18 protein-coding genes and 1 riboswitch are annotated in these 24,119 nt (G+C 38.6%); of the genes, 5 read left to right on the plus strand and 13 right to left on the minus strand.

Translation table 11 applies throughout. The features are described from left to right. Positions 1–153 precede the first annotated feature (153 nt). The 4 genes from folP to eno form a co-directional block, all read right to left on the minus strand. Complete coding sequence (folP, locus tag HXT32_RS03650) at positions 154–1,293, minus strand: dihydropteroate synthase (protein ID WP_012914094.1); 1,140 nt, start codon at positions 1,291–1,293, stop codon at positions 154–156. Between the two features lie 56 nt (positions 1,294–1,349). After that, positions 1,350–1,850 (minus strand): 2-amino-4-hydroxy-6-hydroxymethyldihydropteridine diphosphokinase, encoded by a 501-nt coding sequence (gene folK, locus HXT32_RS03655; protein ID WP_004119382.1) that lies wholly within the window; start codon positions 1,848–1,850, stop codon positions 1,350–1,352. Between the two features lie 261 nt (positions 1,851–2,111). Next, positions 2,112–3,026: an L-lactate dehydrogenase gene (locus HXT32_RS03660; RefSeq protein ID WP_415707605.1), complete on the minus strand. Its 915-nt coding sequence runs from the start codon at positions 3,024–3,026 to the stop codon at positions 2,112–2,114. Positions 3,027–3,237: 211 nt separating this feature from the next. After that, on the minus strand, positions 3,238–4,533 hold the full coding sequence (gene eno, locus HXT32_RS03665; RefSeq protein ID WP_004111411.1) for a phosphopyruvate hydratase: 1,296 nt from the start codon (positions 4,531–4,533) through the stop codon (positions 3,238–3,240). A gap of 210 nt (positions 4,534–4,743) precedes the next feature. Beyond that, positions 4,744–4,868: riboswitch (TPP riboswitch) on the plus strand. On the opposite strand from eno, the gene HXT32_RS03670 reads away from it, so the two are divergent. The 3 genes from HXT32_RS03670 (at position 4,858) to HXT32_RS03680 (ending at position 7,739) form a co-directional block, all read left to right on the plus strand. Then, the gene (locus tag HXT32_RS03670; protein ID WP_004111408.1) at positions 4,858–5,673 is read left to right on the plus strand and encodes an ABC transporter permease; all 816 of its coding nucleotides are present in this window, start codon (positions 4,858–4,860) and stop codon (positions 5,671–5,673) included. Its footprint overlaps the riboswitch before it by 11 nt. A 179-nt stretch (positions 5,674–5,852) precedes the next feature. Further along, entirely contained in the window at positions 5,853–6,851 is a 999-nt protein-coding gene (locus tag HXT32_RS03675) for an ABC transporter substrate-binding protein (RefSeq protein WP_415707606.1), read from the plus strand. A gap of 150 nt (positions 6,852–7,001) precedes the next feature. Further along, positions 7,002–7,739 (plus strand): ABC transporter ATP-binding protein, encoded by a 738-nt coding sequence (locus HXT32_RS03680; protein ID WP_012914090.1) that lies wholly within the window; start codon positions 7,002–7,004, stop codon positions 7,737–7,739. 37 nt (positions 7,740–7,776) lie between these two features. On the opposite strand, the gene mfd is transcribed toward HXT32_RS03680, so the two are convergent. The 3 genes from mfd to HXT32_RS03695 all read right to left on the minus strand — a co-directional run bounded on the left by mfd (position 7,777) and on the right by HXT32_RS03695 (position 13,166). Further along, complete coding sequence (gene mfd, locus HXT32_RS03685; protein ID WP_076002794.1) at positions 7,777–11,385, minus strand: transcription-repair coupling factor; 3,609 nt, start codon at positions 11,383–11,385, stop codon at positions 7,777–7,779. Beyond that, positions 11,375–11,974 (minus strand): aminoacyl-tRNA hydrolase, encoded by a 600-nt coding sequence (gene pth / locus HXT32_RS03690; RefSeq protein WP_004111397.1) that lies wholly within the window; start codon positions 11,972–11,974, stop codon positions 11,375–11,377. Before pth ends, mfd begins: the two co-directional genes overlap by 11 nt. A gap of 139 nt (positions 11,975–12,113) precedes the next feature. Then, on the minus strand, positions 12,114–13,166 hold the full coding sequence (locus tag HXT32_RS03695) for an ABC transporter substrate-binding protein (protein WP_004111395.1): 1,053 nt from the start codon (positions 13,164–13,166) through the stop codon (positions 12,114–12,116). A 311-nt stretch (positions 13,167–13,477) separates the two neighbouring features. Between HXT32_RS03695 and HXT32_RS03700 the strand changes: the two genes are divergently transcribed. Then, the gene (locus tag HXT32_RS03700; RefSeq protein WP_076002793.1) at positions 13,478–14,269 is read left to right on the plus strand and encodes an ABC transporter permease; all 792 of its coding nucleotides are present in this window, start codon (positions 13,478–13,480) and stop codon (positions 14,267–14,269) included. Between the two features lie 100 nt (positions 14,270–14,369). On the opposite strand, the gene HXT32_RS03705 is transcribed toward HXT32_RS03700, so the two are convergent. The 3 genes from HXT32_RS03705 to HXT32_RS03715 all read right to left on the minus strand — a co-directional run bounded on the left by HXT32_RS03705 (position 14,370) and on the right by HXT32_RS03715 (position 19,735). Next, positions 14,370–17,420: a UPF0182 family protein gene (locus tag HXT32_RS03705; RefSeq protein ID WP_421783707.1), complete on the minus strand. Its 3,051-nt coding sequence runs from the start codon at positions 17,418–17,420 to the stop codon at positions 14,370–14,372. 321 nt (positions 17,421–17,741) lie between these two features. Continuing rightward, complete coding sequence (locus HXT32_RS03710) at positions 17,742–19,031, minus strand: uracil-xanthine permease family protein (protein ID WP_004119362.1); 1,290 nt, start codon at positions 19,029–19,031, stop codon at positions 17,742–17,744. 338 nt (positions 19,032–19,369) lie between these two features. Further along, complete coding sequence (locus HXT32_RS03715) at positions 19,370–19,735, minus strand: DUF488 domain-containing protein (RefSeq protein WP_116431753.1); 366 nt, start codon at positions 19,733–19,735, stop codon at positions 19,370–19,372. A gap of 221 nt (positions 19,736–19,956) precedes the next feature. Here HXT32_RS03715 and HXT32_RS03720 point away from each other — a divergent pair, with 221 nt between their 5' ends. Beyond that, the gene (locus tag HXT32_RS03720; protein ID WP_033888753.1) at positions 19,957–21,018 is read left to right on the plus strand and encodes a YeiH family protein; all 1,062 of its coding nucleotides are present in this window, start codon (positions 19,957–19,959) and stop codon (positions 21,016–21,018) included. Positions 21,019–21,120: 102 nt separating this feature from the next. Here HXT32_RS03720 and HXT32_RS03725 read toward each other — a convergent pair whose 3' ends face one another. From HXT32_RS03725 to proC, 3 genes are all read right to left on the minus strand, one after another. Then, on the minus strand, positions 21,121–21,906 hold the full coding sequence (locus tag HXT32_RS03725) for a L,D-transpeptidase (protein ID WP_012914084.1): 786 nt from the start codon (positions 21,904–21,906) through the stop codon (positions 21,121–21,123). Positions 21,907–22,053: 147 nt separating this feature from the next. Continuing rightward, entirely contained in the window at positions 22,054–23,142 is a 1,089-nt protein-coding gene (gene ychF, locus HXT32_RS03730; RefSeq protein WP_004111381.1) for a redox-regulated ATPase YchF, read from the minus strand. A gap of 54 nt (positions 23,143–23,196) precedes the next feature. Next, the gene (gene proC / locus HXT32_RS03735; protein WP_004111379.1) at positions 23,197–24,000 is read right to left on the minus strand and encodes a pyrroline-5-carboxylate reductase; all 804 of its coding nucleotides are present in this window, start codon (positions 23,998–24,000) and stop codon (positions 23,197–23,199) included. Positions 24,001–24,119: the final 119 nt, after the last annotated feature.

Below are 24,119 nucleotides of genomic sequence, written 5' to 3' on the forward strand. Positions count from 1 at the left end.
TCATACATTCCGCTAGTATCTTACGCGCTTTTAGATGCAAAATGCTGTTGTGCCACATTTACAGTCACGCTACATTTACAGTAACTCACATTTATTCGTTATTAAAATTAAAAAAACTGACGAACAAAACTGCAAAAAAATATTCAAATTTTTCTACTTAAACCAGTAATTTCTATTAATAACATCGATCATTTCAACTAATTGCTTTGTTTCTGCAATATCATGAGCACGTATTACACGTCCACCAGCCATAAACATCGCTGTTTCTGCAACTAAAGTGACAGGCAAACGATCTTCTTTATCTAAATTAAAAAGCTTCTTACCAAAGCCTTTTCTAGAAATCGCAACCAGTATTGGTCGACCAAAACGATGCAATTGATTAATATTGCGCATCATTGCATAATCTTGTTCACCATCAGCAACCTTTGCATAGCCAATTCCTTGATCAAGAATAATCCTATTTAAGTCAACTCCTCCATCAACAAGCATTTTTAAATTATCGCTAAAGAATTGACACATAACCTTTGTTAAATTGTCATATTCTGTATCTCTATTGCTATGCATTGTTACTAATCCAACGTTAGAATCTGCCATAAGCTTTACTTTTTCTGGAGAATCAAACGCACGAACATCATTTATAATATCTACGCCAGCTTCAATTGCAGCTTCCATTACAGGTAACTTGTAAGTGTCTACTGCTACAGCAATTTGAGGATAATTTTTGTGAATATACTTAATAGCAGGTATAACGCGACTTATTTCCTCTTCTGGAGTAATTTCTAAATAACCGCCAGGTTTTGTAGTTTGACCGCCTACTTCTATAACATCAGCACCAGCTTCAACTATTTCTTTAATATGGCTATTTATCTCGTCTTCACTTTGGTACTTGCCGCCGTCATAGAATGAGTCAGGAGTAATATTCAAAATCGCGTAAACTATCGGCTTGTCAAGTGTATCAAAGCAGAATCGCCCTGCATTCCACACAATTGCTTTTTGCTTTAATATCGAGCGCAAACTTGCAAGTAATTCTTGATCTTCGTACCATGCTTTTTCGCATTCTTGCATAAAAGGTTTAAGAGCAATAAGCGGCAAAATGAAGTCAATAGAAGACTCGGAAACTTTGATAGCTGTATCAAAATGATCGAGAAAATCAGCTACTTTGCTTAAATCGTTTTCGCTAATATTTTCCCACGTGCATAAAATTTTTTGATTTACACAAAGATCCTGCAGCAACGCTATATCTGCAATACTTTTAGAAGACGCATTCTCCAAATTGCTTTCAATAATTCGCATTTGTATTCTTTCTTTCTAAAACCTCATATTTAAAAAAACTAAATTTATATTCCAAACTAATTAAAAACTTCGCTACTTTCAATAATATTAATCCAATTAGTGTCGCTAGTTTTATTAAGCTTATCTTGTATAAGTTCATGATAATTTGCATCGTCTGCGCTTATTTCAAGCAAAGGAACTAATACAAATCTGCGATTATCTCTTTCTTTGTGCGGAATCGTAAGATTTTCACTTTTTATAGTTTGACCACCAAAATCAATAATATCCAAATCGATTGTTCGAGGACCCCAACGAACTATGCGCTTTCTGTGAAGACGCTGTTCAATATCATGAATAAAATCAAGCAATTCAAAAGCTGTTAAATCAGTGTCCAAACGTAAAGCAATGTTATAAAAACTGTCTTGCACTACGTCACCAACTGGTTCAGTTTCATACACTGAAGAAACGATAATATTGCTTATATGTGAATTTTGCTTCAATAGCGAAACAGCTTGACGCAAATTAAGTAATCTATCACCTATATTGCTTCCAACACTTATGTATGCACTGGAAATCATATTTCCACCCCCAAAAAAATAATTCAATTTATAGTTAAAAGTATATATCATGAACAGTTAGGACTAGCCAACTTTATAAATTCAAATAATAAATAAGCTAATATCAAAAAATTTTTATAACAAAAATGTCGCTGTAAATTCAACACTCTTTAGGAGCAATTAAACCTACAACGACATTTTCCAATACGCTTTTATCTAAAATCTGTAAAATATTTTAGATTCAAAAGTAGTATTTTTTAGTTATTTTATTTTTTGACTTATCTATTCTGCTTGAGCTTTACTCAAAATTGTATCTGCAGAATGCTGCAACTTTTGCAACTCTTCTTCAGTCAAGTCAAGTTGGCATTGCTTAACAATTCCTTCTCTACCAACAATTGCTGGGTAAGAAAGATAAGAATGGTATTCTTCGCGATAGTTTGAAACAGGCATTTGCTCTTTAGAATCCGAAAGAACTGCATCCACTAAACGAACTGCAGCAGCAGCAATACCGTAGTTTGTGTACTTCTTTCCGTAGAACACTGTAAATCCGCCTTCGCGAGTTTCCTCATCAATAGCGTCTAAATCCATGTTCTTTTCTTTAATAAGCTCTGTTATAGGCTGCTCAAAGACTTTAACTGTGGACCACGCAACAAATTGCGAATCACCATGCTCTCCTAAGCTATATCCCTTAACAGCCTTTGGATGCACGCCAAAGAACTTGCCTACTGCACGATGCAAGCGCGCAGAGTCAAGCAAAGTGCCAGTTCCAATAATCTTTTCGTAAGGAAGACCAGTAGCTTCCTTGTAAAGCTGGCAAATAGCGTCGCAAGGATTTGTTATGTCAATCAAAACACCGTGGAATCCAGAAGCCTTAATCTTTGCACCAACTTCTGCAACTTCCTTACGATTATACTTAAGCTCTGCAAAACGATCTGGATGAGGAACGTCCAAAAGCTTTATGTGACCCAAGGCGCTTACGATTACCTCTACGTCTTTTAATGCTTCATAATCATTAACCGTAATATTAACATTAAAAGGCACATTATCCATTGAATCTTCAAAATCCAATGCGTCGGCATTCACCTTTGCCTCGTTTGTATCATAAAGGTACAAATCATCAGCGTGACCGCCAACAACAAGTTGATGCGCTACTGCTGCACCAACGTTTCCCATGCCTATAACTGCGACTTTTCTCATATGAAACATCTCCTTCCGTTTTTAGTTTTCCATAAAAAATAGCACTATTTTGATGAGAATAAAAGTAATGTTAGAAAAATTTATATATTTTTTTCAAAAAATCGCTAAAATATACAAAAAACGGCCAATCGCACGAATGCGACTGACCGATTTATGCTACAGTCTAGATCTTAAACAAGACTTACGTAGAACTTATAAAAGCTCTAGCATATTACTTCATATACTTCTTGCAAGCCTTGAATGCGCTGTAACCAGCATATTGAGCAGTAGAACCAAGCTCTTCCTCAATCTCAAGTAAGCGGTTGTACTTAGCAATACGCTCGCCACGAGCAGGAGCACCAGTCTTGATTTGGCCGGTGTTCTTAGCAACAGCAAGATCAGAAATGGTGGTATCTGGGGTTTCGCCAGAACGGTGAGAAACCATGGAAGTGAAGCCATTCTTGGTTGCAAGCTCAATAGCGTCGAGAGTCTCGGTAACGGAACCAATCTGGTTCAACTTCACGAGCAAGGAGTTAGCTGCACCAAGCTCAATACCCTTAGCCAAACGCTTTGGATTGGTGACAAGCAAGTCATCGCCAACGAACTGCAAACGATCACCAAGACGCTTGGTGATTTCTGCCCAATCATCCCATCCTTCTTCCTGGAATGGATCTTCAATGGAAACGATTGGATACTCGTTGATGAGCTTCTCGTAGTAATCAAGCATGTAAGCAGATTCGCGCTCTTCGCCATCGAAACGATACTTACCAGTTTCCTTGTTGTAGAACTCAGAAGAAGCAACGTCAAGAGAAATACCAATCTGCTTGCCTGGCTCGTAGCCAGCGGCTGCAATTGCATCCATGATGTACTTCAAGGAATCCTCATTGGACTTCATCTTTGGAGCGAAGCCACCTTCGTCGCCAAGACCAGTAGCCAAGCCTTCCTTCTTCAAAACATTCTTCAAGGTGTGATAAACCTCAACACCAGCGCGCAAAGCATCGCTGTAGGTTGCGAAACCGTAAGGAGAAATCATGTACTCCTGAATATCGGTTGCGAAATCAGCGTGAGCACCACCGTTCATGATGTTCATGTTTGGAACTGGAAGAATGTGACCATTGGTGCCGCCAATGTAGCGGTACAACGGAAGCTGAGCGGATTCAGCAGCAGCGTAGAGAGCAGCGAGGGAAACGCCGAGAATTGCGTTAGCACCAAGCTTGCCCTTGTTTGGCGTGCCATCAAGCTCAATCATCGTCTCATCAAGAGCGCGCTGATCGGTGGCATCCATGCCAATAACCTTAGGTGCAATTACCTCGTTGACAGCCTTAACAGCTTCCAACGTGCCCTTGCCTTGATAACGGGACTTGTCGCCATCGCGACGTTCCCAAGCTTCAGCCTCACCAGTAGAAGCACCAGAAGGCACTAAACCAATACCCTGAGCGCCATCTTCGGTCTCCAAATAAACCTGAACAGTAGGATTTCCACGAGAATCCAAAATTTCGCGTGCATATACGCTTTCAATAGCTGCCACAACTACTCCTTTATACCTATGGGTTGTGATGACTCTTTTAAGATTAGTGCGTTTTATGGACGTTATATTGAGTACCAGCGTATTTATGCCGTGAACGTTCACAATATTTTGATTCAACTCGAGTCATATGAGCCAATTGTATATTTTTAAGCAATATTGTTTATAAATATCGATTTAAAATATACTTGTCCATACCCTTAAGTGATAATGACCTCAGACACGGGGTGCGCAACTACATCGTGCCAAACAACAATACATATAGTGTTGCGCTGAGAATACACTCGTTGAACCTGATATAGCTAAAACTATCGAAGGGATTGTCGCATGACTTACAGTTCGCCTAATAAAGCGAAGAACATATTGAAGATTGCATTTAAAGCGGTATCTTCATGTAAAGTGTGGATTTCAACTATCCTCATTTTGGTTTTGTGGTTTTTCACAACTCTTTCTCCAACCGAAGACCGTTCTTTGCCATCCCCATATGAAGTAATACAAGCTTTTATTGATTTAAACAACGAAGGCATATTATTAAAATCCTTAGGAATAAGTATTTTACGAGTTCTTTTAGGACTTTTGTTAGGAATTATTTTTGCTGTTCCAGCAGGAATACTTGCAGGAGGCAGTAAGCTTGGCAATATTGTAGTTGATAAACCAAGCCACATGTTGAGGTCAATCCCATTCCCGGCTTTAGCTCCAATATTAATAATTTTCCTCGGAATAGATGAAACGATGAAAATAGCACTTATAGCTGTCGGTGTTTTTGGACCTATGTACGTTAATATTCGCGACGGAGTTCGTAATATTGATTCAAAACTTCTTGAATTAGCGCAGGTTTATCACGTTAAAAAATCTACTATTTTTATATCTATTTTGCTTCGCGGCACACTTCCAAGTTTTATGACAGGTTTGCGATTTGCAATATCTGTAGCATGGGTTGCATTAGTGACTTGCGAAACAGTTAATTCTTCTATTGGAATTGGATACATTCTTTCAAGAGCACAAGAATTCTTTAGACCAGATCAAATGATGGCATGCGTTATTATGTACGCAATTGCAGGTCTTGGATCTGAGCTTACTGCAAACATATTAGAGTATCTTCTTATACCTGAACGCAGATTAAATAAAAAATCACGCCAATAATCTAGTAATATCAACATTTTTCTAAAGTTAACTACTTTTTAAAATGCATTAAATTGCTTTTTAAGAATTAGTCAATATTTAGATTCAACAACCAAATAACAACAACCAAACAAACAACAGATAAACAAAACAACAAACAAAACAACAAACAAAACAACAAACAAAAGGAGCTGTATATCATGGCCAATTTAAAAATGCGATTTTCTAAAAAGAGCATTATTGCATTAATCTGCGCTGCTTGTGCAACTGTATCTCTTGCAGCTTGCGGAAGCTCACAAAAATCATCAAACGCTTCTTCAAAAGAAGATGCTGGAGCTATGAGAGTTGCTTATCTTTCTACAGCAAATTATCTAACTACTTTGAAAAATGAGAAATTCCTTCAAGAAGAATTTGGAAAATCTAAAGTAACTTACACTGGTCCTTACACTCCAGTTGACGGTCTTACTGCTGTGATGAGCGGAAATGCAGATGCTACAACTACTGGAACTGGACGCTTCATTGATTTGATTGCTGAAGGACAGCCATGGGTAGCTTTTGCGCTCGAATATTACAATGGTGATTCTCAAGGAATCGTTGCATCCGCAAAAAGCGGAGTGAAAACACTAAAAGACTTATATGGTAAGAAAGTTGCTATTATTCACAACGGTGACACTGGCGATTACATGCTTCACCGCGCATTTGATAAAAGCGGTTTAGACGTTTCTAAAGTTAACAAAGTTGAGATGAACCCTAAGAACTTCCAGGCAGCATTTACTTCTGGACAGATTGACGCAATTTCCTCATTCGATCAGAATCTTGCTGCAGCAATGACAACTCCAGGCGCAAAATTGCTTGTAAATGCTAAAAAGTACGGCAATATGAACGTTACTATTCACATTGTTTCTAAGAGCTTTGCCAAAAAGCATCCAGATCTTGTTAAGAAGATGTACAAGGCTCTTGTTCGCGAAGCAGAAAAGTCTCATAAAGAAAACAATGTTATTGGAAACGCTTACAAGCAGCTCGGAGCAAGCGAAACTATTATTAAGCAAATTGAAAAGTTTGACAATCCAACTATTCGTCCAATCGATGAAAAAGGTTTGAAAATGATGGAAACTCAGGCTAAAGAATACGTGAAATATGGTTTAATTAAGCAAGCTCCAAAGAATTTGAAAGATTCTGTAATGGATTGCACAAAGTAAATTAATTCATTTATCCATAAAACACATATTCATAAAAAACAAAATAAAATATCAAAATAAAATAATATATAACTGATTAATCAAAATTAAAACAAAGTTATATAACAAGATTATATAAACATGATTTAAAGCAACGCAGTAGGAGTAAATATGAACACTCAAATAGAAGAAAACTATGAGACTAAAGATAACTCTTACTGCGTTACTCTAGAACATATTGGCGTGACTTTTAAAAATAACGCTAAAATATTACGAGATATAAATCTAAATATTAAAAAAGGCGAATTCGTATCTCTAATAGGACGCTCAGGATGCGGAAAAACCACTCTTCTTAAAGTTATTTCAGGATTAATCAAACCTGATTCTGGAACAATAAACGTCACACAACATCAAGCAATAGGTTTCCAAGATGCAAGATTAATACCATGGCTAACAGTAAGTAAGAACGTAGTTTTCGGCATGCAAGGAAACAAATCAGAACTAAAATCTATTGCAGAAAAAGCTCTTAACGATATGCAACTTAATAATTATGGTTCGAAATGGCCATCAGAACTTTCAGGTGGTCAAGCCCAACGAGTCTCATTAGCTAGAGCTTTAGTTCATAATCCTGAATTACTACTTTTAGACGAGCCTTTCGGAGCATTAGACGCTTTAACTCGTTTAGACATGCAAGATTTGCTTGATAATCTAAGGCAAAAACATGGCTGGACCACGATAATGGTCACGCACGATATTTCCGAAGCAGTAAGACTTTCTGACAGAATTCTTATGATCAAAGACGGAATTATTGAGAAAAACTGGAATATTGATCGAAGCCAACTTGATGCACAAAAGCGTCCAAATAATCACGTTGAAATAGAAGACGAACTACGCATGGCATTGCAATAAATATTTTTAACACTTATATTGCAACAGATATTACAAATCACCACGCTGAGTCTTCAAGTAATTGCTTAGACCACTTAAGAATATCTGATTCACTCATTGAACTAGCACCGAGTGAAGATTCAAAAGGAGCTGGAACAATAAGCATATGAGTAAGAGGACGATACTGCAATCCTCTATAAATACGCTTCAAACGCATCATCACAGACTCTTTTGGATCGACGCCAACAACTCGCACTGATTTTCCTTGAGAGCTGATTTGCGTAATACCAATCTCGCGTGCTTTAAAACGCAAACGAGCAACATCACACAAAGACTCAAACTCTTCAGGCGGATTACCAAAGCGATCAAGAAGCTCATCGTGAAGTTCTTGCAAATCACTATTATCCTTAGCAGCAGCAAGCTTCCTGTACACCTCCAAACGAAGCTTGTCAGAAGCAATATAATCAACTGGAAGAGAAGCCTCAACAGGAAGATCAATAGTTACACAAACAGGCTCAACTCTTTCAGGTTCCTTATATTTTTCAACAGCTTCAGAAACCATACGAACATACAAATCAAATCCGACACCCTCAATGTGTCCACTTTGCTCATCTCCAAGCAAATTTCCAGTTCCGCGCAATTCCAAATCTTTCATCGCAACATCAAAACCAGAACCAAGCGCAGTATGCTGAGCAATTGTTGAGAGCCTATCGTGAGATTGTTGTGTCATAGGCTTAGACGGATCATACAAAAAGTAAGCGTAAGCACGCTCATGACCTCTACCTACTCGACCACGAAGCTGATGCAACTGGCTCAAACCGAATCTATCTGCGTGATCGACAATAAGTGTATTTGCATTAGAAATATCAAGACCTGTTTCAATAATCGTTGTACAAACAAGCACATCAATATCTCTATGCCAAAAATCACGAATAACAGCATCGAGCTGCTTCTCGCCCATTTTTCCATGAGCAATAGCAACACGAACATCTGGCACAAGCTCCTGAATCTTACTTGCAACAGAACTAATATCTTCAACGCGATTATGGACGTAAAAAACCTGACCGCCACGCAACAATTCACGTTTAATGCACGCAGCAACTTGAGAATTATCATACGCACCAACGTATGTAAGCACTGGAAGCCTATCTTCTGGAGGAGTTGCAAGAGTAGACATTTCACGAATACCAGTTACAGCCATTTCAAGAGTTCTAGGAATTGGCGTTGCCGAAAGACTTAATACGTCAACGTTTGTGCGCAAAGCTTTAAGCGTTTCCTTATGTTCCACACCAAAACGCTGCTCTTCGTCAATAATAACCAAACCTAAATCTTTGAACTTTATACTAGGATTCAAAAGCTTATGCGTTCCAATAACAACGTCAATGCTTCCATCTTGCAATCCAGCTAAAGTTTCTTCAATCTCTTTAGAAGTTTGGAATCTACTCATTGCAGCAACTTTTACAGGGAATCCTTCAAAACGATTTGTAAAAGTCTCGTAATGCTGTTGAACAAGCAAGGTCGTTGGAACTAAAACAACAACTTGCTTAGAATCTTGCACAGCTTTGAAAGCTGCACGTAACGCAATTTCAGTTTTACCAAAACCAACATCTCCACAAATTAAGCGATCCATTGGGATTGGGTTTTCCATATCTGCTTTTACTTCATCAATAGTTGTAAGCTGATCAGCAGTTTCTTGATAAGGAAATGCGTCTTCCAACTCTTTTTGCCAAGGAGTATCTTTACTAAATGCAAATCCGCGAGATTGCTGCCTTGCTGAATAAAGTTTAATAAGATTTTCAGCAATTTCATGAACATGCTTTTTAGCTTTTGCTTTAGTTTGAGCCCAGTCAGAACCTCCGAGCTTGTTAAGCTTTGGTATTTCTGCACCTATATATTTACTCACTAAATCAAGCTGATCAGTTGGAATAAAAAGCTTATCGTTAGGAGCGTTACGTTTGCTAGGAGCATATTCAATGACTAAATATTCGCGAGTTGCACTACCACCCGAAACAGCAATATTACGTTGCTTCATGCCGACAAAACGTCCAATACCATGCTGCTCGTGCACAACGAAATCACCAGGCTTTAGTTCCATTAGGTCGATTGCTTTGCGCCTGCGTTTTGGAGTTTTTAGTTGAGCTGATGCAGAAGATTTACCTGTCAGATCACGCTCTGTAAGAATCGCAATACGCGCAGCATTGTCAATGAAGCCATCCGAAATACTTGAGCGCACTGTAGTAAATTCATGTACACCAGTCGCATATATAGCGCGTCTCAAGCGTGCAAGAGTACCAGAAGCCGCTGCAGTAATAGTTACAGCAAAACCATTGTCGACAAGAGAAGTGATACCACCAGAAACTTTCGATTCATCTCCTCGAAACTCTTGTGGCGCCGATGCTGGCAAAGCAATATTTCCATAAATTTGATTGTCAACACCAAAAGATGTTAATTTCCATACATCATGATTAGACAATTCTAACGATGAAATCGTTTCATCAAAATCCAAGAAATTAGCTTGATCGAATGTTATTGGAGCTCCAGAACCGTGTCCAGAAGCAGCAACATGCCAACTAGCTGCTAAGAATTCGTTAGCTGTAGCAGTTACGTCATCTGCAGCTCTACGGCATTTTTCGGGATCAGATAGAATAATAACAGATTCCTTCGGAAGCATATTTTGCACTGATTCCATGCGATCCACTAGTGCAGGCAACAAGGACTCCATACCTTCTACAGGTATAGAATTTGCGATTGATTCAAGCATATCGTCAGCATTTGGAATTGCGCCAATAAGAGAACGCGCGCGCTTGCAAATTTTTTCTGTAATCTGAAGCTCACGGCAAGGCGTAGCCCAAATGCTTGAAATATTATTGCCATAAGTACGCTGATCAGAAGCATGAAATTGCTTTATAGTATCAATTTCATCACCAAAAAATTCAATTCTCACAGGATGTGTCATCGTTGGCGCAAAAACGTCAATAATTCCACCACGAACAGCAAACTCTCCACGTTCCATCACCAAATCAACACGAGTATATGCGTTTTCTACCAAACGTTTCACAGCATATTCAAGAGTTAATTCTTTTCCGCACTCAAATAACAGAGGATCTATATCACCAATGCCTTCAACTACAGGCTGAATAAGCGATCGCACAGGCATAACCAACACGCGAATCGGACCAAAAAGTGATGTGTTATTTTCAGGATGACAAAGCCTACGAAACACTGCAATCCTGCTAGCAACAGTATCTGCCCTAGGCGAAAGCCTTTCATGAGGTAACGTTTCCCACGCTTCTAATTTAGCAACGTCTTGAGCATCACCATCGTACCAATCACGCACAGACGCAATAAAATCTTCAGCATCTCTACTCGATGGAACAATAACAACAACTGGCTTTTTCTTAGCTAATGCAGCAACAATAGCAGAACGAATTCCAATAGGAGAAGAAATTGTTAAATCTTCACTTATTGAATCTAAATCTTTACGATTTTTATTTGCACTTTCGCAACAATAATCAGATATCGCATCAAGATCATATTCAGATAAAGCTTTAAAAAGTGAATCCTTAGTTGATAAATCATTAAGAATATCTCTCAAGCTTATTACTGAAATATCATCAGTATTATCATTCTTGTTGTTTCTGGTATTAGACCTGCTATCAGCGGCCATTAAACTTCTCCTGCGTTGCTGCTAATCCATGGAAAATAATACTTTCTGCAGCATCAGCACCATCTGCTAAAAAGTTTGGAAGATCGGATTTTTGAGCTGCAGCAAAACCTCCAAGAACCCAATTGACGGTATTATCGTGCGCGTGAGCACCACGCTGCGCATGACCAACACCCATTCTCACTCGAGAATATTGAGGAGTACCAAGAGAGCGATCGATAGAACGAATACCGTTATGTCCTCCAGCAGAGCCTCCTGCTTTTACTTTAATGCGCCCAAAATCTAAATCCATATCATCGTGAATTATCACAATATGATCCGGTTCTATTTGATAATAGGAGCTTATAGAAGATACTGCAGCACCAGAATCGTTCATAAAAGTCAACGGTTTAGCAAGGAAAAACTTTGCTACGCGACCATCAAGATTCATAACACCTTTGCCAAGTTTAGCTAAACCTTTGTGATCCGAAAGAGATACTGACCAACGTTGTGCCAAAACGTCTGCAACCATAAAACCCATGTTGTGTCTAGTACCCTCATATTTTGTACCAGGATTTCCCAAGCCAGCAATAAGCCAAAAATCCGATGCCATGGCAGACCACTCCCCATTCAAATATTTAGCAAAACAACAAAACGGGCGCATCGATTGTAGCTGAACGTAAAATTACAACTACTCGATACGCCCTTATATACTTCAGCCTATTCTATCAAGACTCAAGTCATTATGTTATTTATTTCAAAAATTCGTCAGTAGACAATTCTTTTGCTTGCGGAGTTTTATGAGTTACTTTGCCTTTAGAATCAGTGTAAGCACCTTCCTTACTTAAGAAGTTAAAGTAAGCTTGAGCGCCTTTAACATCAGTGGTTCCGAACACAAATTTTCCGCTCTTAATATCCGCGCGATTGCCCCAATATTGACCGTCAACAATCATCTTCATGCTACGCTGAACAAACTTTATGTCGAGATTAGCATCTTTTGCTTCTTTCACAAGAATTTCAGAAGCCTCATCAGGATGTTCATAAGCATACTCATATCCGCGCTTTGCAGCTTTAACAAATGCTCGAACAAGCTTAGGGTCTTTAGCTACAGTACGCTTATTTGCGATTATTCCAATAGTATCTGGCTGACCTGGTACACCGTAGTCGCCCTCCATGAAGCAGCGAAGCTTTGGTCCAAACATTTCAGACTGTACACCTTCCCAAGTGCCGTAAAAACCACCAAAATCAGCTTTGCCAGATTCAAGAGTTCTAAAAGTTGAAGTTCCAACAGTCACTTTGTCGAACTTACCTTGACCACCATCGTGTTGAATCATCCTACGAATTACAGCATCACCTTCAGCTGAACCAAAAGTTGCAAAAGTACGACCATCAAAATCTTTTGGAGAATGAATTTTATTGTTCGAAGCAAGTGAACACCAAATAGCACTTGGCTTTTGCTGAACTTGCATAACTTGCTCAAGATTTGCTCCCTTTGTTGAAAAATCAGCAGCATTTGTCAAAGTACTAAGAGCAAAATCAGCAACACCACTATCAACTGCGTGTTCCGAACCAGTCTGAGCAACAGCAAGTATATTGACATCTAATCCAGCATCTTTAAACCATCCTTTATGCTTAGCAACATAAATACCAATATGATTAGTATCCGGTGCCCAAAATAGCATAAACGACACTTTACGAAGATTTGCATTCTTACTACTACTTGCAGATCCACATGCCGAGAAAGAAAATACGCAGCACGCAGAAAGAACAAACGCAAGAGTACGCTTTACAATACGCATATTCATGAGTTCCCTACTTTGTTTCTTGTACCGTTCTTCTGGGAAAGTGACACGAACTCGGCAGAAAACGGTAACAAAGGACCTAGCCCGCGCCGTTCAATGCCCCTGCGCAGATTCAACCTGCTACAGTTTGCCACACATTGACTCACGAAACATTTAGATTATGCATGATTAAATAGACAAATAAAAAAAATCTCGTACACTATTAAACTCACAGAAGTTGTGCGTTTCTAATAGAATGTACATGCTATTTGTAGTTTTAAATAATTCGATTGGGGCAGCAATCGAAGTCGTTTAAAGAAAGGAATCGAGTTTTCATGACGCAATCGCGTTTTAAACGTATGCTAATTAAATACCTGCCAACTGTATTTTCTGTAATAGTTTTACTTGTTTTTTGGCAGTATGCATGCGACTATTATAAAATTTCGGAAAATTTGATTCCAACACCATCTTCAATTGCTCAATCAACAGCTGACTCTTTGCCAACTCTATTACCTGCAGCATTAATTACAACACAAGAAACAGTTATCGGTTTTTCTATTGCAATAGTAGTTGGAATTCTTTTAGGTGTTATTTTCCATGTTTGTAAGCTTGTTAAATCTGCTTTATTCCCGCTTTTATGCGCAGCGCAAACTATGCCATTAATTTCTATTGCGCCAATTTTTTTGATTTGGTTTGGTTTTGAAATATCTGGAAAAATTGTAATAGTAATGGTTTTCAGCATGTTCCCTATTGCTGTGCAAACTATACGAGGTCTTGACGCTGTTCCAAGTTTTTATACAGATGTTGCTTTAACTTGTGGAGCAAGTAGAACTTGGACTTTGTGGCATGTTAAATTAAGGGTTGCAGCTCGCCAAATTTTTGGTGGCATACGCATTAGTGCAGCTTATGTTTTTGGAACTGCTTCAACTGCAGAATATTTGGGAGCCAAAGATGGGCTAGGAATTTGGCTTCAATTCGCTTATAACTCATTTAGAACACCACTTATTTTTTCTGCAACAATAGTAATAATAATTCTTACTGCGCTTCTTATGTGCATTGTTAATGCTTGTGAAAGAATTCTGCTTGGCTCAGCAGACGAAGATGAGGATCCAGATAACCAATTGTGAAATGAATTAAAATAGCCCATGTGAGCTACAAAAGTAACGAAAATAACGTAACATTCGCTACTTTTGTAACTCACAAACTGATATATTAACGAAAACCTACTTACTTACCTGATTCTTCTTTCATTGCTTCATTAATAGCATCGCTCAACTCTTTTTGTGCCTTTCCGTAAGCTTCCCAGTTTCCGGATCGCATAGCAGAATCAGAATCTTTTAATGCTTGAGCCGCACGTTTAAGTGCTTCTTTAGCTTTTTGGCTCATAGAATGAGATTTTTCTGAATTCGTAGACTCATTTTCCTTAGAAGTACCTTCTTTAGAATCAGCATCCTTAGATTCATTATTTTCAGCAGCATTGTTTGAAGAAGAATTATTAGAAGCATCTCCAGCCAAAGCGCCCGAGTTTCCGCCAAATACTTGATTAAGTGCTTCATCTAACGTATCTGCAAATCCAACTTGATCTCCAAACGCAACTAACACCTTCTTAAGCAAAGGATAGCTAGTAGAACCGCTAGATTGCACATAAACAGGCTCTACATAAACCAGCCCACCGCCAAGAGGCAATGTAATCAAATTGCCGCGCTTAACTTTAGTAGAACCGGATTCAAGCAAATTCAATTCTTTAGAAACATTTGCATTAGCGTTGAAATTATTCTGAGCTTGACCAGGTCCTGGAACATTAGATATCTTAGGTAATTCTTGCAAACGAATCTTACCGTAATTTGGACCAATCTTTCCAGGAGTATCCCCCGCATCTGAATCAACAGACAAGAAACCAGTTAATATTTCGCGAGTACTTTTACCTGCCGGAATATAAGTAGAAACAAGCGAAAATACTGGTTTCTTTGCGTCTCCAGTTTGCAAAGTCAAATAGTATGGAGGTTGCAAAATATCTTCTTTTTGTGCTTTTTGAGATTCAGTTGGATCAACAGGAATCTGCCAGAAGTCTTCTCCAGAGAAGAATTGGCTTGCTGTATCGACGTGATACTTTGCTAATAAGTGACGTTGAACTTTAAACAAGCTTTCTGGGTAACGCAAATGCTTCATCAAATCGCCAGAAATCTTAGAAATGTCATGATAATGACCTGGGAAAATTGAACGCCATGCTTTAATCACAGGGTCTTTCGTATCCCACACATACAAATCAACAGATCCATCATAAGCATCAACTGTAGCTTTCACAGAATTACGAATGTAGTTTGCGCGCTGATTTGTCAACCCTTTAATAGAATGAGAAGTTGTTGTTGTGGAATCTTGAGTTACCTTACCAAAATCAGTCATTTGAGAATAAGGGTAAGAATCAGAAGTAGTATAGCCATCAACAATCCACTTAACGCGACCATCTACTACTGCAGGATAAACTCGACCATCCAAAGTTAAGTAAGGAGCAACCTTAGACACGCGTGTCTTAGGATCACGATCATACAAAATTTGAGATTCAGAAGTCACACGGTCAGAAAAAAGAATCTGATCAGACTCAAATCTAATTGCATGCAAAAGTTTAGAGAAGAAGTTTCCTAAACTTGGACCACCATTGCCTTTGAAAGTAGTTAAAGCACCTTGAGAGCCAGTCGGATAATCAAATTCCCATGGAGATGTCCCTTTTGGAGAACCAACGATAGAATACTCAGGAGCATTTGGTGAGAAGTAAATACGCGGTTCATACTTTTGTGACTTAGTAAGTTTGCCTTGAGCAGGAATACCATACTCCATAAATTGTGGCTGTCCATCTGTTGTTACTTTATTTCCGTAAGCTGCAACAATTCCATAGCCATGCGTATAAACTGTATGATCATTAACCCAGTTTCGATTATCGTTGCCAGCTAAATCAAGCTCGCGCGCAGCAATAACCGTATCTTGACTTACACCGTCAATATCGTATTTATCAACTGAAAGCGTATCTGCGAAAGTGTAATATTGCTTCGATTGCTGCAATTGACGGAACGTTGGAGACGTAACTTGTGGATCTAACAAACGAATTTGCGCAGTTGACTCTGCTTCTTTTGATAATGCACCTGATTTACCTTTAGAAGTAGCGTTATACGATTCTTTCTTTACGTTATTTAGCCCGTAAGCAAACTTTGTTGCATCGATATTACGCTGAATATAAGTAGCTTCCAATTCCTGAGCATTAGGAGCAACTTTAAATCGCTGCACAAGTGCCGGCCAAGCGAAAGATATAACAATTGAGCAAACAATCATAAAAGCTAAAGCAATAATTGGTGTTTTCCATGCCTTAATTGCTGTTTTAAAACGCACTGAAATTGGTGCTTCTACAGATAAAGCATGAGATTTCATAAACCAAAATGCAATAACAGAACCAACTAACACTGTTATCACTGCCATTGCTATGCTTCCAGGAACACCAGCATTCATGTCAGTGTATGAGCCGCCTGTAATTCGAGATCCATCAAGAGTTACTAAAGCGAACATGTCTAAAATCTGTTGAAGTGCCCATGTCAAAATCACAAGCATAAACCATACAGAAATTTGTCTACGTGCTCGTTTTGTAATAATTAATATGCCTTTACCATCGATAGGCATACTAAAACGAATTGCTCCCATAAGAATGTGCGTAATAATAGAGAAAACAAGAGATATTACCAATAAAAGCACAAATGCGCTTATAAATAACCTTAATCCTGGAAGCACAAATACATAGAAGCCATTGTCAATTCCAAATTGCGGATCTTTAATGCCAAAAGGTTGGGCGTTAAACATTAACAAAATTTGCGCCCAATGATTGTAGAATTTAAATCCAAATACTGCGCCTACAATCAATGAAAAAATTCCTGCAACATGCAAAGCAAGCTTTGAACTAATTCCCTGCTTTAAATCAATAACATTGCCTTTAATTCGAATATAAGTTCCATCTGCATTGCTTGGACGCGCTTTTATTGCCAAAGCTGCAGACAAGTATCCAAAAGCAGACATTAATATTGCATAAAGCACCCAAACGCCCACTTTTGCTGCAAGCTGAATCCAAATAACACTTTCAAATCCAAGCTGCGAATACCACATGCAATCAGTTATGAACCTTGCGAGAGCAAATATTGCAGCTACAGCAAACGCGACAATTAACACTACTATCGCAAGAATCCACCTCCACTTTTTTGCAGTATAAGTAAATTTTGCAAAATTCAGATTAACTTTCATAGAACAATTTCTTTCATTCTTAAGCTTATTGTTGTTATCTTTCTCATCATCATTGAGAATATAGTCTGTACATTTTTGTTACTTTTATTGCTCGCACTGCTCTTACTATTTTTATTATTTTTAGCCATATATGCACCAGCAACAACCCACATAATGCCAATAATTACTTCTATGATGAGCTTCAACATAAGGTTAATGATACTATACTAATTATTCCCAATCTATATATTATGTAATCAAAATTAATTACAAAAAGCGCACCCGCAAGTTAATGCGAACGCGCTTAAAGCGATTAAATTAAATCAAATTGGAGTATTTAAGCTAGGCAACATCAGGATCATCTTTAGCAATCGTACCAGTAAGCTTTCCAATAGCCTTCAGTAAGTGGTATACAACCAACACCACAACGGTTCCGATTGCAATACCGTTGAACTGAATTCCAGAAATAGCAAACTGGAAGTTAGCAATACCAATAATCATAACGATTGCAGCAATCATAATATTCACTGGCTTATCGAAGTTAACTTTGTTTTCTACCCAGATTCTTACGCCAATCATGCCAATCATGCCGTAAAGCAAAGTGGTCACGCCACCAAGAACACCAGCTGGGATTGAATTTACAACAGCGCCAAACTTTGGGCAAAGGCTCAATATAAAAGCAAAAGCTGCAGCACACCAATAAGCTGCAGTAGAATAAACCTTTGTTGCAGCCATAACACCGATATTTTCACCGTATGTGGTGGTACCACAGCCGCCAAATAAACCAGCAATAGCTGTACCAAAACCATCTGCGAATAATGCAGTTCCAATCTTAGAGTCATAGTCGCGACCAGTCATTTGAGCTACAGACTTTACGTGACCAACATTTTCTGCAATGAGAACAAGTACTACCGGCAAGAACATAAGTAGAACAGAGAAATCAACTTGTGGCGTGTGGAATTTAGGAAAACCAATCCAAGAAGCTTCTTCAATCTTTTTAAAATCGACTTGACCTTGGAAGCATGCATAAGCGTAACCAACGAGAACACCTAAAAGAATATTTAAACGACCAAGAAGACCGCGAAATACTACAGCAATAAGCATTACAGCAACTAATGTCACAAGAGCTGTATCTGGAGCTTTCTGGAAGTTAGTCCAAACTGCAGGTCCTAAATTAAAACCAATAATTGCAACGATTGCACCGTTTACAACAGGTGGCATAATAATGTCAATCCACTTAGCTCCTGCAAAATGTACAAGCACACCTATAAGAGCAAGAAGCAAACCTGTGCACATAATGCCAAAGCTTGCAACTGCAATACCTTTATGAGCTGTTGTTACAGCCATAACAGGTGCTATAAGACCAAAAGAGCTTCCCAGATAACTAGGAAGCTTATTTGCGTTAATAAGTAAGAACAGTGCTGTAGAAATAGCAGTGAACATCAATGTTGTTGATGGATCAAAGCCCGTAAGAATAGGCACCAAGAACGTAGCACCAAACATTGCAATAACATGCTGAGCACCAATTCCAGCAGTACGAGTCCAAGTCAAACGCTCGTCTGGCTCTACAACTTCACCAGGCTTTAACGTTTTGCCATTACCGTGAAGCTGCCACGTGAATAATGAATTCATTTCTTCTCCTTGCAAAAACAAGCTATGCAAAATGTTGTGTAAAACAAGTGTCGCTAAAAAACAAGCACTCATTGAGCGCTGGGATGGCAGCTTCTGGGAGGTCCATTGCACCACCGACCCATATGCCAAAGGGACATTCTAATGTCGCAAAACGAAAGTGTCGAGCATAAGAAAAAAATTACAGTTTTGTTTTTTATTTTTGTTGGAATATCAAGCAAGGTCGGCGTGTTGAAAAGAATGCAATGAACACCAACTAAAGTTGATACTTACTAACTTATGTTTATAAAATAATTAAAGTTAGGCAAAGTTAAATAATCGCAAAATTAGTAAACACATACTCAAGCAAGTAATTTTTGTAAATATTCTTGCAAAACTAATGCGTGATTTACTTTTGGATTTTTTGCAGCATACAACAAAGTTATAGTTTGATACTTATTAAACAAATCCATAATCACACCAACAGCTTCATGATTTGAATCAAGTTCTTCAACATAACGATGTGAAAATTCTTCAAAATGCTCCGGGTCATGATTAAACCACTTGCGTAACTGCGAAGTAGGAGCAATATCTTTAAGCCATTTATCAATATGAGCATATTCTTTGCTTATACCACGCGGCCAAAGTCTATCAACCAAGACTCTCACACCATCATCTTTACTAATCGTTTCATACACACGCTTAATCTTCACAGTGCACTTGTTCATAAAATCTCCTTTATACGTTTACCATAATCGCAGCTTTATTTATTTTTTCAAGGAATTATTTACTAGCAAAAGATATCTGCGATATAAATTGAGTTATTATGTTCGATTATGTGATTTTATGTCGGCGTGTCGCGTTTATTTGCAGCAAAATTATATAAAATTTGCTTAATTTTTTTAATTTATGTTCGTTTTTGTCCGATTATGGGAGAATACTTGGCTAAATGGTTAATTTCTTTGATACATGGAAAAAGAAAATCTGCACCATCGATATGGCTCTTATTGCTGTATTGACACTTCTAGCTTCCTTTATTGGCAGCTGGCTTAAGCAGTACCCAGGTTTCCAATTACTTGGTGCTCTTATTATTGCGTTGCTTGTTGGCATGGCTCTGCAGCTGCCATTGCACGTGTACAAAATGAATAATGATTCAAGGCGAGCAGGCGTTAAAAGCGCTGCTGGTTTGATTGCAAACAAACTTCTTCGCCTAGGTATTATTCTCCTCGGATTTAAGCTGAATTTGCATGATTTGTTTACCAAGGGCATTAAATGCTTGCCTATTGCAGCTGTGTTAGTTGCAATAATGGTTTGCGTAACTTATAACATTGCTAAACTCTTGAAAGTAAATCCTCAGCTTGCAATGCTTACAGCAGGAGGCACAAGTATTTGTGGAGCTGCTGCAGTTATGGGTCTTTCTGGCTCAATGCCAGTTCTTCCAGAAGAGGAAGATGAGAAAGAACAGAACGAAGTTATGGCTGTTGCAACAGTTGCAATTATGGGCACTATTTACGCTCTTGCTGAAATCTTCATCCTGCCTAACTTTGGCATGACTAAGCAGCAGCTTGGCATTACAGCAGGTGCATCACTTCACGAAATTGCACATGCTGTTGCAGCTGGCGGAGCGTTCAATAGTATCGATGTTGCAACAATCATGAAGCTCTCGCGAGTTCTTATGCTCGTTCCAGCCTCCATCTTTATTGCAATTTGGTGGAATGCTCGTCATAGCAAAGTTGAAAATGGCGGAAAGCATAAGATTAGCTTCCCATGGTTTATGCTTGGCTTTATTGCAGCATCTGTTATTGGAACTTACGTTCCTTTCGTAGCGGCACACGCATCAACTCTTGTAGAAGCAGGATACGTTTTCCTTGGCATGGCTATGGCTGCACTTGGAATTAACGTAAACTTCCGAGCTATTTTCAAGCAAGGTCGCGCAGCATTTGCAGCAAGCTTCCTAGCTTCTATTGTTTTAGTTGCTTTGGCTTATGCAGCTGCAGTACTGTTCTTCTAAATAAAACATTACAGAATAGTTTTGCTTAACAAATGAGGGTCTTCGTTTGAAGATCCTCATTTTATATTCTCGATAATTTATTTTCGCGTATTCTTGAAAAATCTATCTAATATGCACAGCCGTTCCATCAGGAATATTTTTATAAAACCATTTGGCATCCGCAACACTTAAACGCACACAACCATGCGAAGCAGGCTTACCAAGTTTCATGCCCTCCGACGGAATATATTCACCAAAGTTGTAGCGCGTTGGAACCGAATGGAATAAGTATTCTCCACCAATAAAACCAACCCAATAATCAGCACCAACTTTTTCCTCATGATTAAAGAAATGTTTTCCGCGCATATTAATGTGATAATCACCATGAGGAGTGGAATCATCCATTCCAGAACTCATAATCATTGTATATACAGTTTTACCATTGGCAAGAATATGCACTCGTTGCTTTTTTAAGTCCACATTAACTTTTAAGTCAGAAACTTTAGCCCCTGAAAGATTTGGATATTCACCACCAGTAGGATGTTTCCAAAAAACATGATTAACCGTTGATTTATCTAACTTTTGTTTGCAATATTTATCGAAATATTTTTCAAACGACTTATTATCAGCAACCTCATTGTTTTTATTACCAAGATTGTTACTATAAGCATTTTTTTCGCGCTGAATTAATACAGAATTCTGCAATTTTGCGCTGTATCTAGACGAGTAAGAAACCATATTAACAGTTTCGAAAATAATAAAGCACAACCATGCAATCAGCAAAGAAGCTAATAAAACAGAAGACGTAATACGAGCAGCTTTAGAGCTTCTCCTCCACCAGTTGCGCATTTTCGCAGCAATGCGAATGCACTTTTTAATGTCATTCATTATGTTACGAATAAACTGCATTATGTCTCCTATATAAATGCAAAAGCGTTGCATCCAATAGTTTAGCAGGAAATTATTAGATGCAACGCGCAAAAAGCAATATTTTTTCACTTATTAATTCAGCAATATTAAATATGAATCATACTGCTTTTATTTTCGCAAACAATCTCATACGTTGAACTTAAATTCAACAATATCGCCGTCTTGCATAACATAATCACGGCCTTCAAGACGAAGCTTGCCTTCCTCTTTAATTTTGACCATAGATCCTTCAGCAGCAACAAAATCATCATATGACACAATTTCTGCCTTAATAAATCCACGCTCAAAATCAGTGTGAATCACACCAGCAGCTTGTGGAGCAGTCCAGCCTTTATGAATCTGCCAGGCGTGAACTTCCTTAACACCGGCAGTTAAATAGGTTTGAAGACCTAAAATATCGAATCCTACGCGAGCAAGCTGATCCAAACCAGATTCCTTCAAACCAGCATCTTCAAGCATTTCACGAGCATCTGCTTCGTCGAGCTCAGTAAGTTCGGACTCAAATTGAGCATTAAGGAATATTGCTTTTGCAGGAGCGACAGATGCAGAAAGTTTAGACTTTAAATCTTCATCAGCCAACTCCGAATCATCCACGTTAAACACGTAAATAAATGGCTTAGCAGTTAGCAAGTGCAAATCATACACGTCGTTTTTATCAATAAGCTTTTCGTTATGAGCCTGGTCAATAGTTTTGCCAGATTCAAGAATTTCCTTAGCTTTATTTACAGCGTCTACGTATTCTTGCGTAACTTTCTTACCGCGCAAATCTTTTTCAAGCTTTGGCAAAGCATTATCAATAGTTTGCATATCGGCAAGAATTAGCTCAGTATTAATCGTGTCAATATCGTCAGCAGGATCTACTTTTCCGTTAACATGCACAATATCGTCGTCATTAAACGCGCGAACAACTTCGCAAATAGCGTCTGCTTCGCGAATATTAGCAAGGAACTTATTGCCCAAGCCTTCACCCTCGGAGGCACCCTTAACAATTCCTGCAATATCAACGAAAGTAACTGTTGCTGGAACAATCTTTTCAGTATTAACTAATTTAGCTAAAACTGGAAGACGATAATCCGGAAGCGGAACAATACCAGTATTAGGCTCAATAGTTGCAAACGGATAATTCTCCGCCAAAACGTTGTTGCGGGTTAAAGCATTAAACATAGTGGACTTACCAACGTTTGGCAATCCAACAATTCCAATAGTTAAAGACATATTTACCTAGTTTAGACCAGCGCCGGGAAAGCCGACACAACTTGATTTTATTTACTATTTATTTTCAATAGCATCAACTGCAGCAATCACATCTCCCCTAAATCCGCGAGATTCTAGCTCAGCAACGCCACGAATAGTTGTTCCTCCAGGAGAGCACACTGCATCTTTCATAATCCCTGGATGAGTGCGCGAATCCATATATAACGCACCTACTCCTTCAATCATTTTTGCAGCCAAACGGTAAGCACAATCACGTTGCAAACCATATTTCACACCAGCATCGCCCAACGCTTCCATATACATTGCTGTAAAAGCTGGAGCACAGCTAGAAATACACATTGCAATATTCATATGATCACTATTCACTCGCTCTACCAAAGAAATTGGCTCAAATAAAGCACTAAACATTGAAAGTTGACTATCACTAAGCGTATGAGTAGTTTCAGCTAAAGTCACGCCTTGGCAGACCGCAATAGGAGTATTCGGAATAATGCACTGAACATGAGCATTCTTGCCAAGCAGTTCCATGTAACGCTCAAGCGTCCAACCGGCTGCAACGGAAATAACAGCAATACCTCGTTCATTAATAACTTCACAAACTGGCTTAAGCACTTCAGCAACCTGATACGGCTTTACAGCAATAATAATCACATCACTTGCTTCACACACTTCTTGAGCAGTACGCATAGCGCGAGCGCCAATTAGTGAAGTATTACGCTCGAGTTTTTCAAAATTATGCGCGCACGCAACAATATTTTCACCTTGCAATACTCCTGCATTCAGCGCACCTTTAGCGATTGCTTGTGCCATATTGCCATAGCCTATAAAACCAACAGTTCCAGATACACAAGTACCCATACATGACTCCCTTTAGCGCATTGATAAAACAGTAGTGCACTCATTACTAAGCAAACAGATGTATAGCATAGCAAAGAGTGCACTATAATCATTGCGCATATTAAAATTATTACCTTTGT

Origin of the sequence: Gardnerella sp. DNF00747, assembly GCF_049262675.1 — a bacterium.
Lineage (GTDB): Bacteria > Actinomycetota > Actinomycetes > Actinomycetales > Bifidobacteriaceae > Bifidobacterium > Bifidobacterium swidsinskii.

What these genes read in the sequence shown, in the direction of transcription:
- folP (WP_012914094.1), bottom strand. Translation starts at nt 1,293, where the DNA reads ATGCGAATTATTGAAAGCAATTTGGAGAATGCGTCTTCTAAAAGTATT.
- folK (WP_004119382.1), bottom strand. Translation starts at nt 1,850, where the DNA reads ATGATTTCCAGTGCATACATAAGTGTTGGAAGCAATATAGGTGATAGA.
- HXT32_RS03660 (WP_415707605.1), bottom strand. Translation starts at nt 3,026, where the DNA reads ATGAGAAAAGTCGCAGTTATAGGCATGGGAAACGTTGGTGCAGCAGTA.
- HXT32_RS03670 (WP_004111408.1), top strand. Translation starts at nt 4,858, where the DNA reads ATGACTTACAGTTCGCCTAATAAAGCGAAGAACATATTGAAGATTGCA.
- HXT32_RS03675 (WP_415707606.1), top strand. Translation starts at nt 5,853, where the DNA reads ATGGCCAATTTAAAAATGCGATTTTCTAAAAAGAGCATTATTGCATTA.
- HXT32_RS03680 (WP_012914090.1), top strand. Translation starts at nt 7,002, where the DNA reads ATGAACACTCAAATAGAAGAAAACTATGAGACTAAAGATAACTCTTAC.
- mfd (WP_076002794.1), bottom strand. Translation starts at nt 11,385, where the DNA reads ATGGCCGCTGATAGCAGGTCTAATACCAGAAACAACAAGAATGATAAT.
- pth (WP_004111397.1), bottom strand. Translation starts at nt 11,974, where the DNA reads ATGGCATCGGATTTTTGGCTTATTGCTGGCTTGGGAAATCCTGGTACA.
- HXT32_RS03695 (WP_004111395.1), bottom strand. Translation starts at nt 13,166, where the DNA reads ATGAATATGCGTATTGTAAAGCGTACTCTTGCGTTTGTTCTTTCTGCG.
- HXT32_RS03700 (WP_076002793.1), top strand. Translation starts at nt 13,478, where the DNA reads ATGACGCAATCGCGTTTTAAACGTATGCTAATTAAATACCTGCCAACT.
- HXT32_RS03705 (WP_421783707.1), bottom strand. Translation starts at nt 17,420, where the DNA reads ATGAAAGTTAATCTGAATTTTGCAAAATTTACTTATACTGCAAAAAAG.
- HXT32_RS03710 (WP_004119362.1), bottom strand. Translation starts at nt 19,031, where the DNA reads ATGAATTCATTATTCACGTGGCAGCTTCACGGTAATGGCAAAACGTTA.
- HXT32_RS03715 (WP_116431753.1), bottom strand. Translation starts at nt 19,735, where the DNA reads ATGAACAAGTGCACTGTGAAGATTAAGCGTGTGTATGAAACGATTAGT.
- HXT32_RS03720 (WP_033888753.1), top strand. Translation starts at nt 19,957, where the DNA reads ATGGTTAATTTCTTTGATACATGGAAAAAGAAAATCTGCACCATCGAT.
- HXT32_RS03725 (WP_012914084.1), bottom strand. Translation starts at nt 21,906, where the DNA reads ATGCAGTTTATTCGTAACATAATGAATGACATTAAAAAGTGCATTCGC.
- ychF (WP_004111381.1), bottom strand. Translation starts at nt 23,142, where the DNA reads ATGTCTTTAACTATTGGAATTGTTGGATTGCCAAACGTTGGTAAGTCC.
- proC (WP_004111379.1), bottom strand. Translation starts at nt 24,000, where the DNA reads ATGGGTACTTGTGTATCTGGAACTGTTGGTTTTATAGGCTATGGCAAT.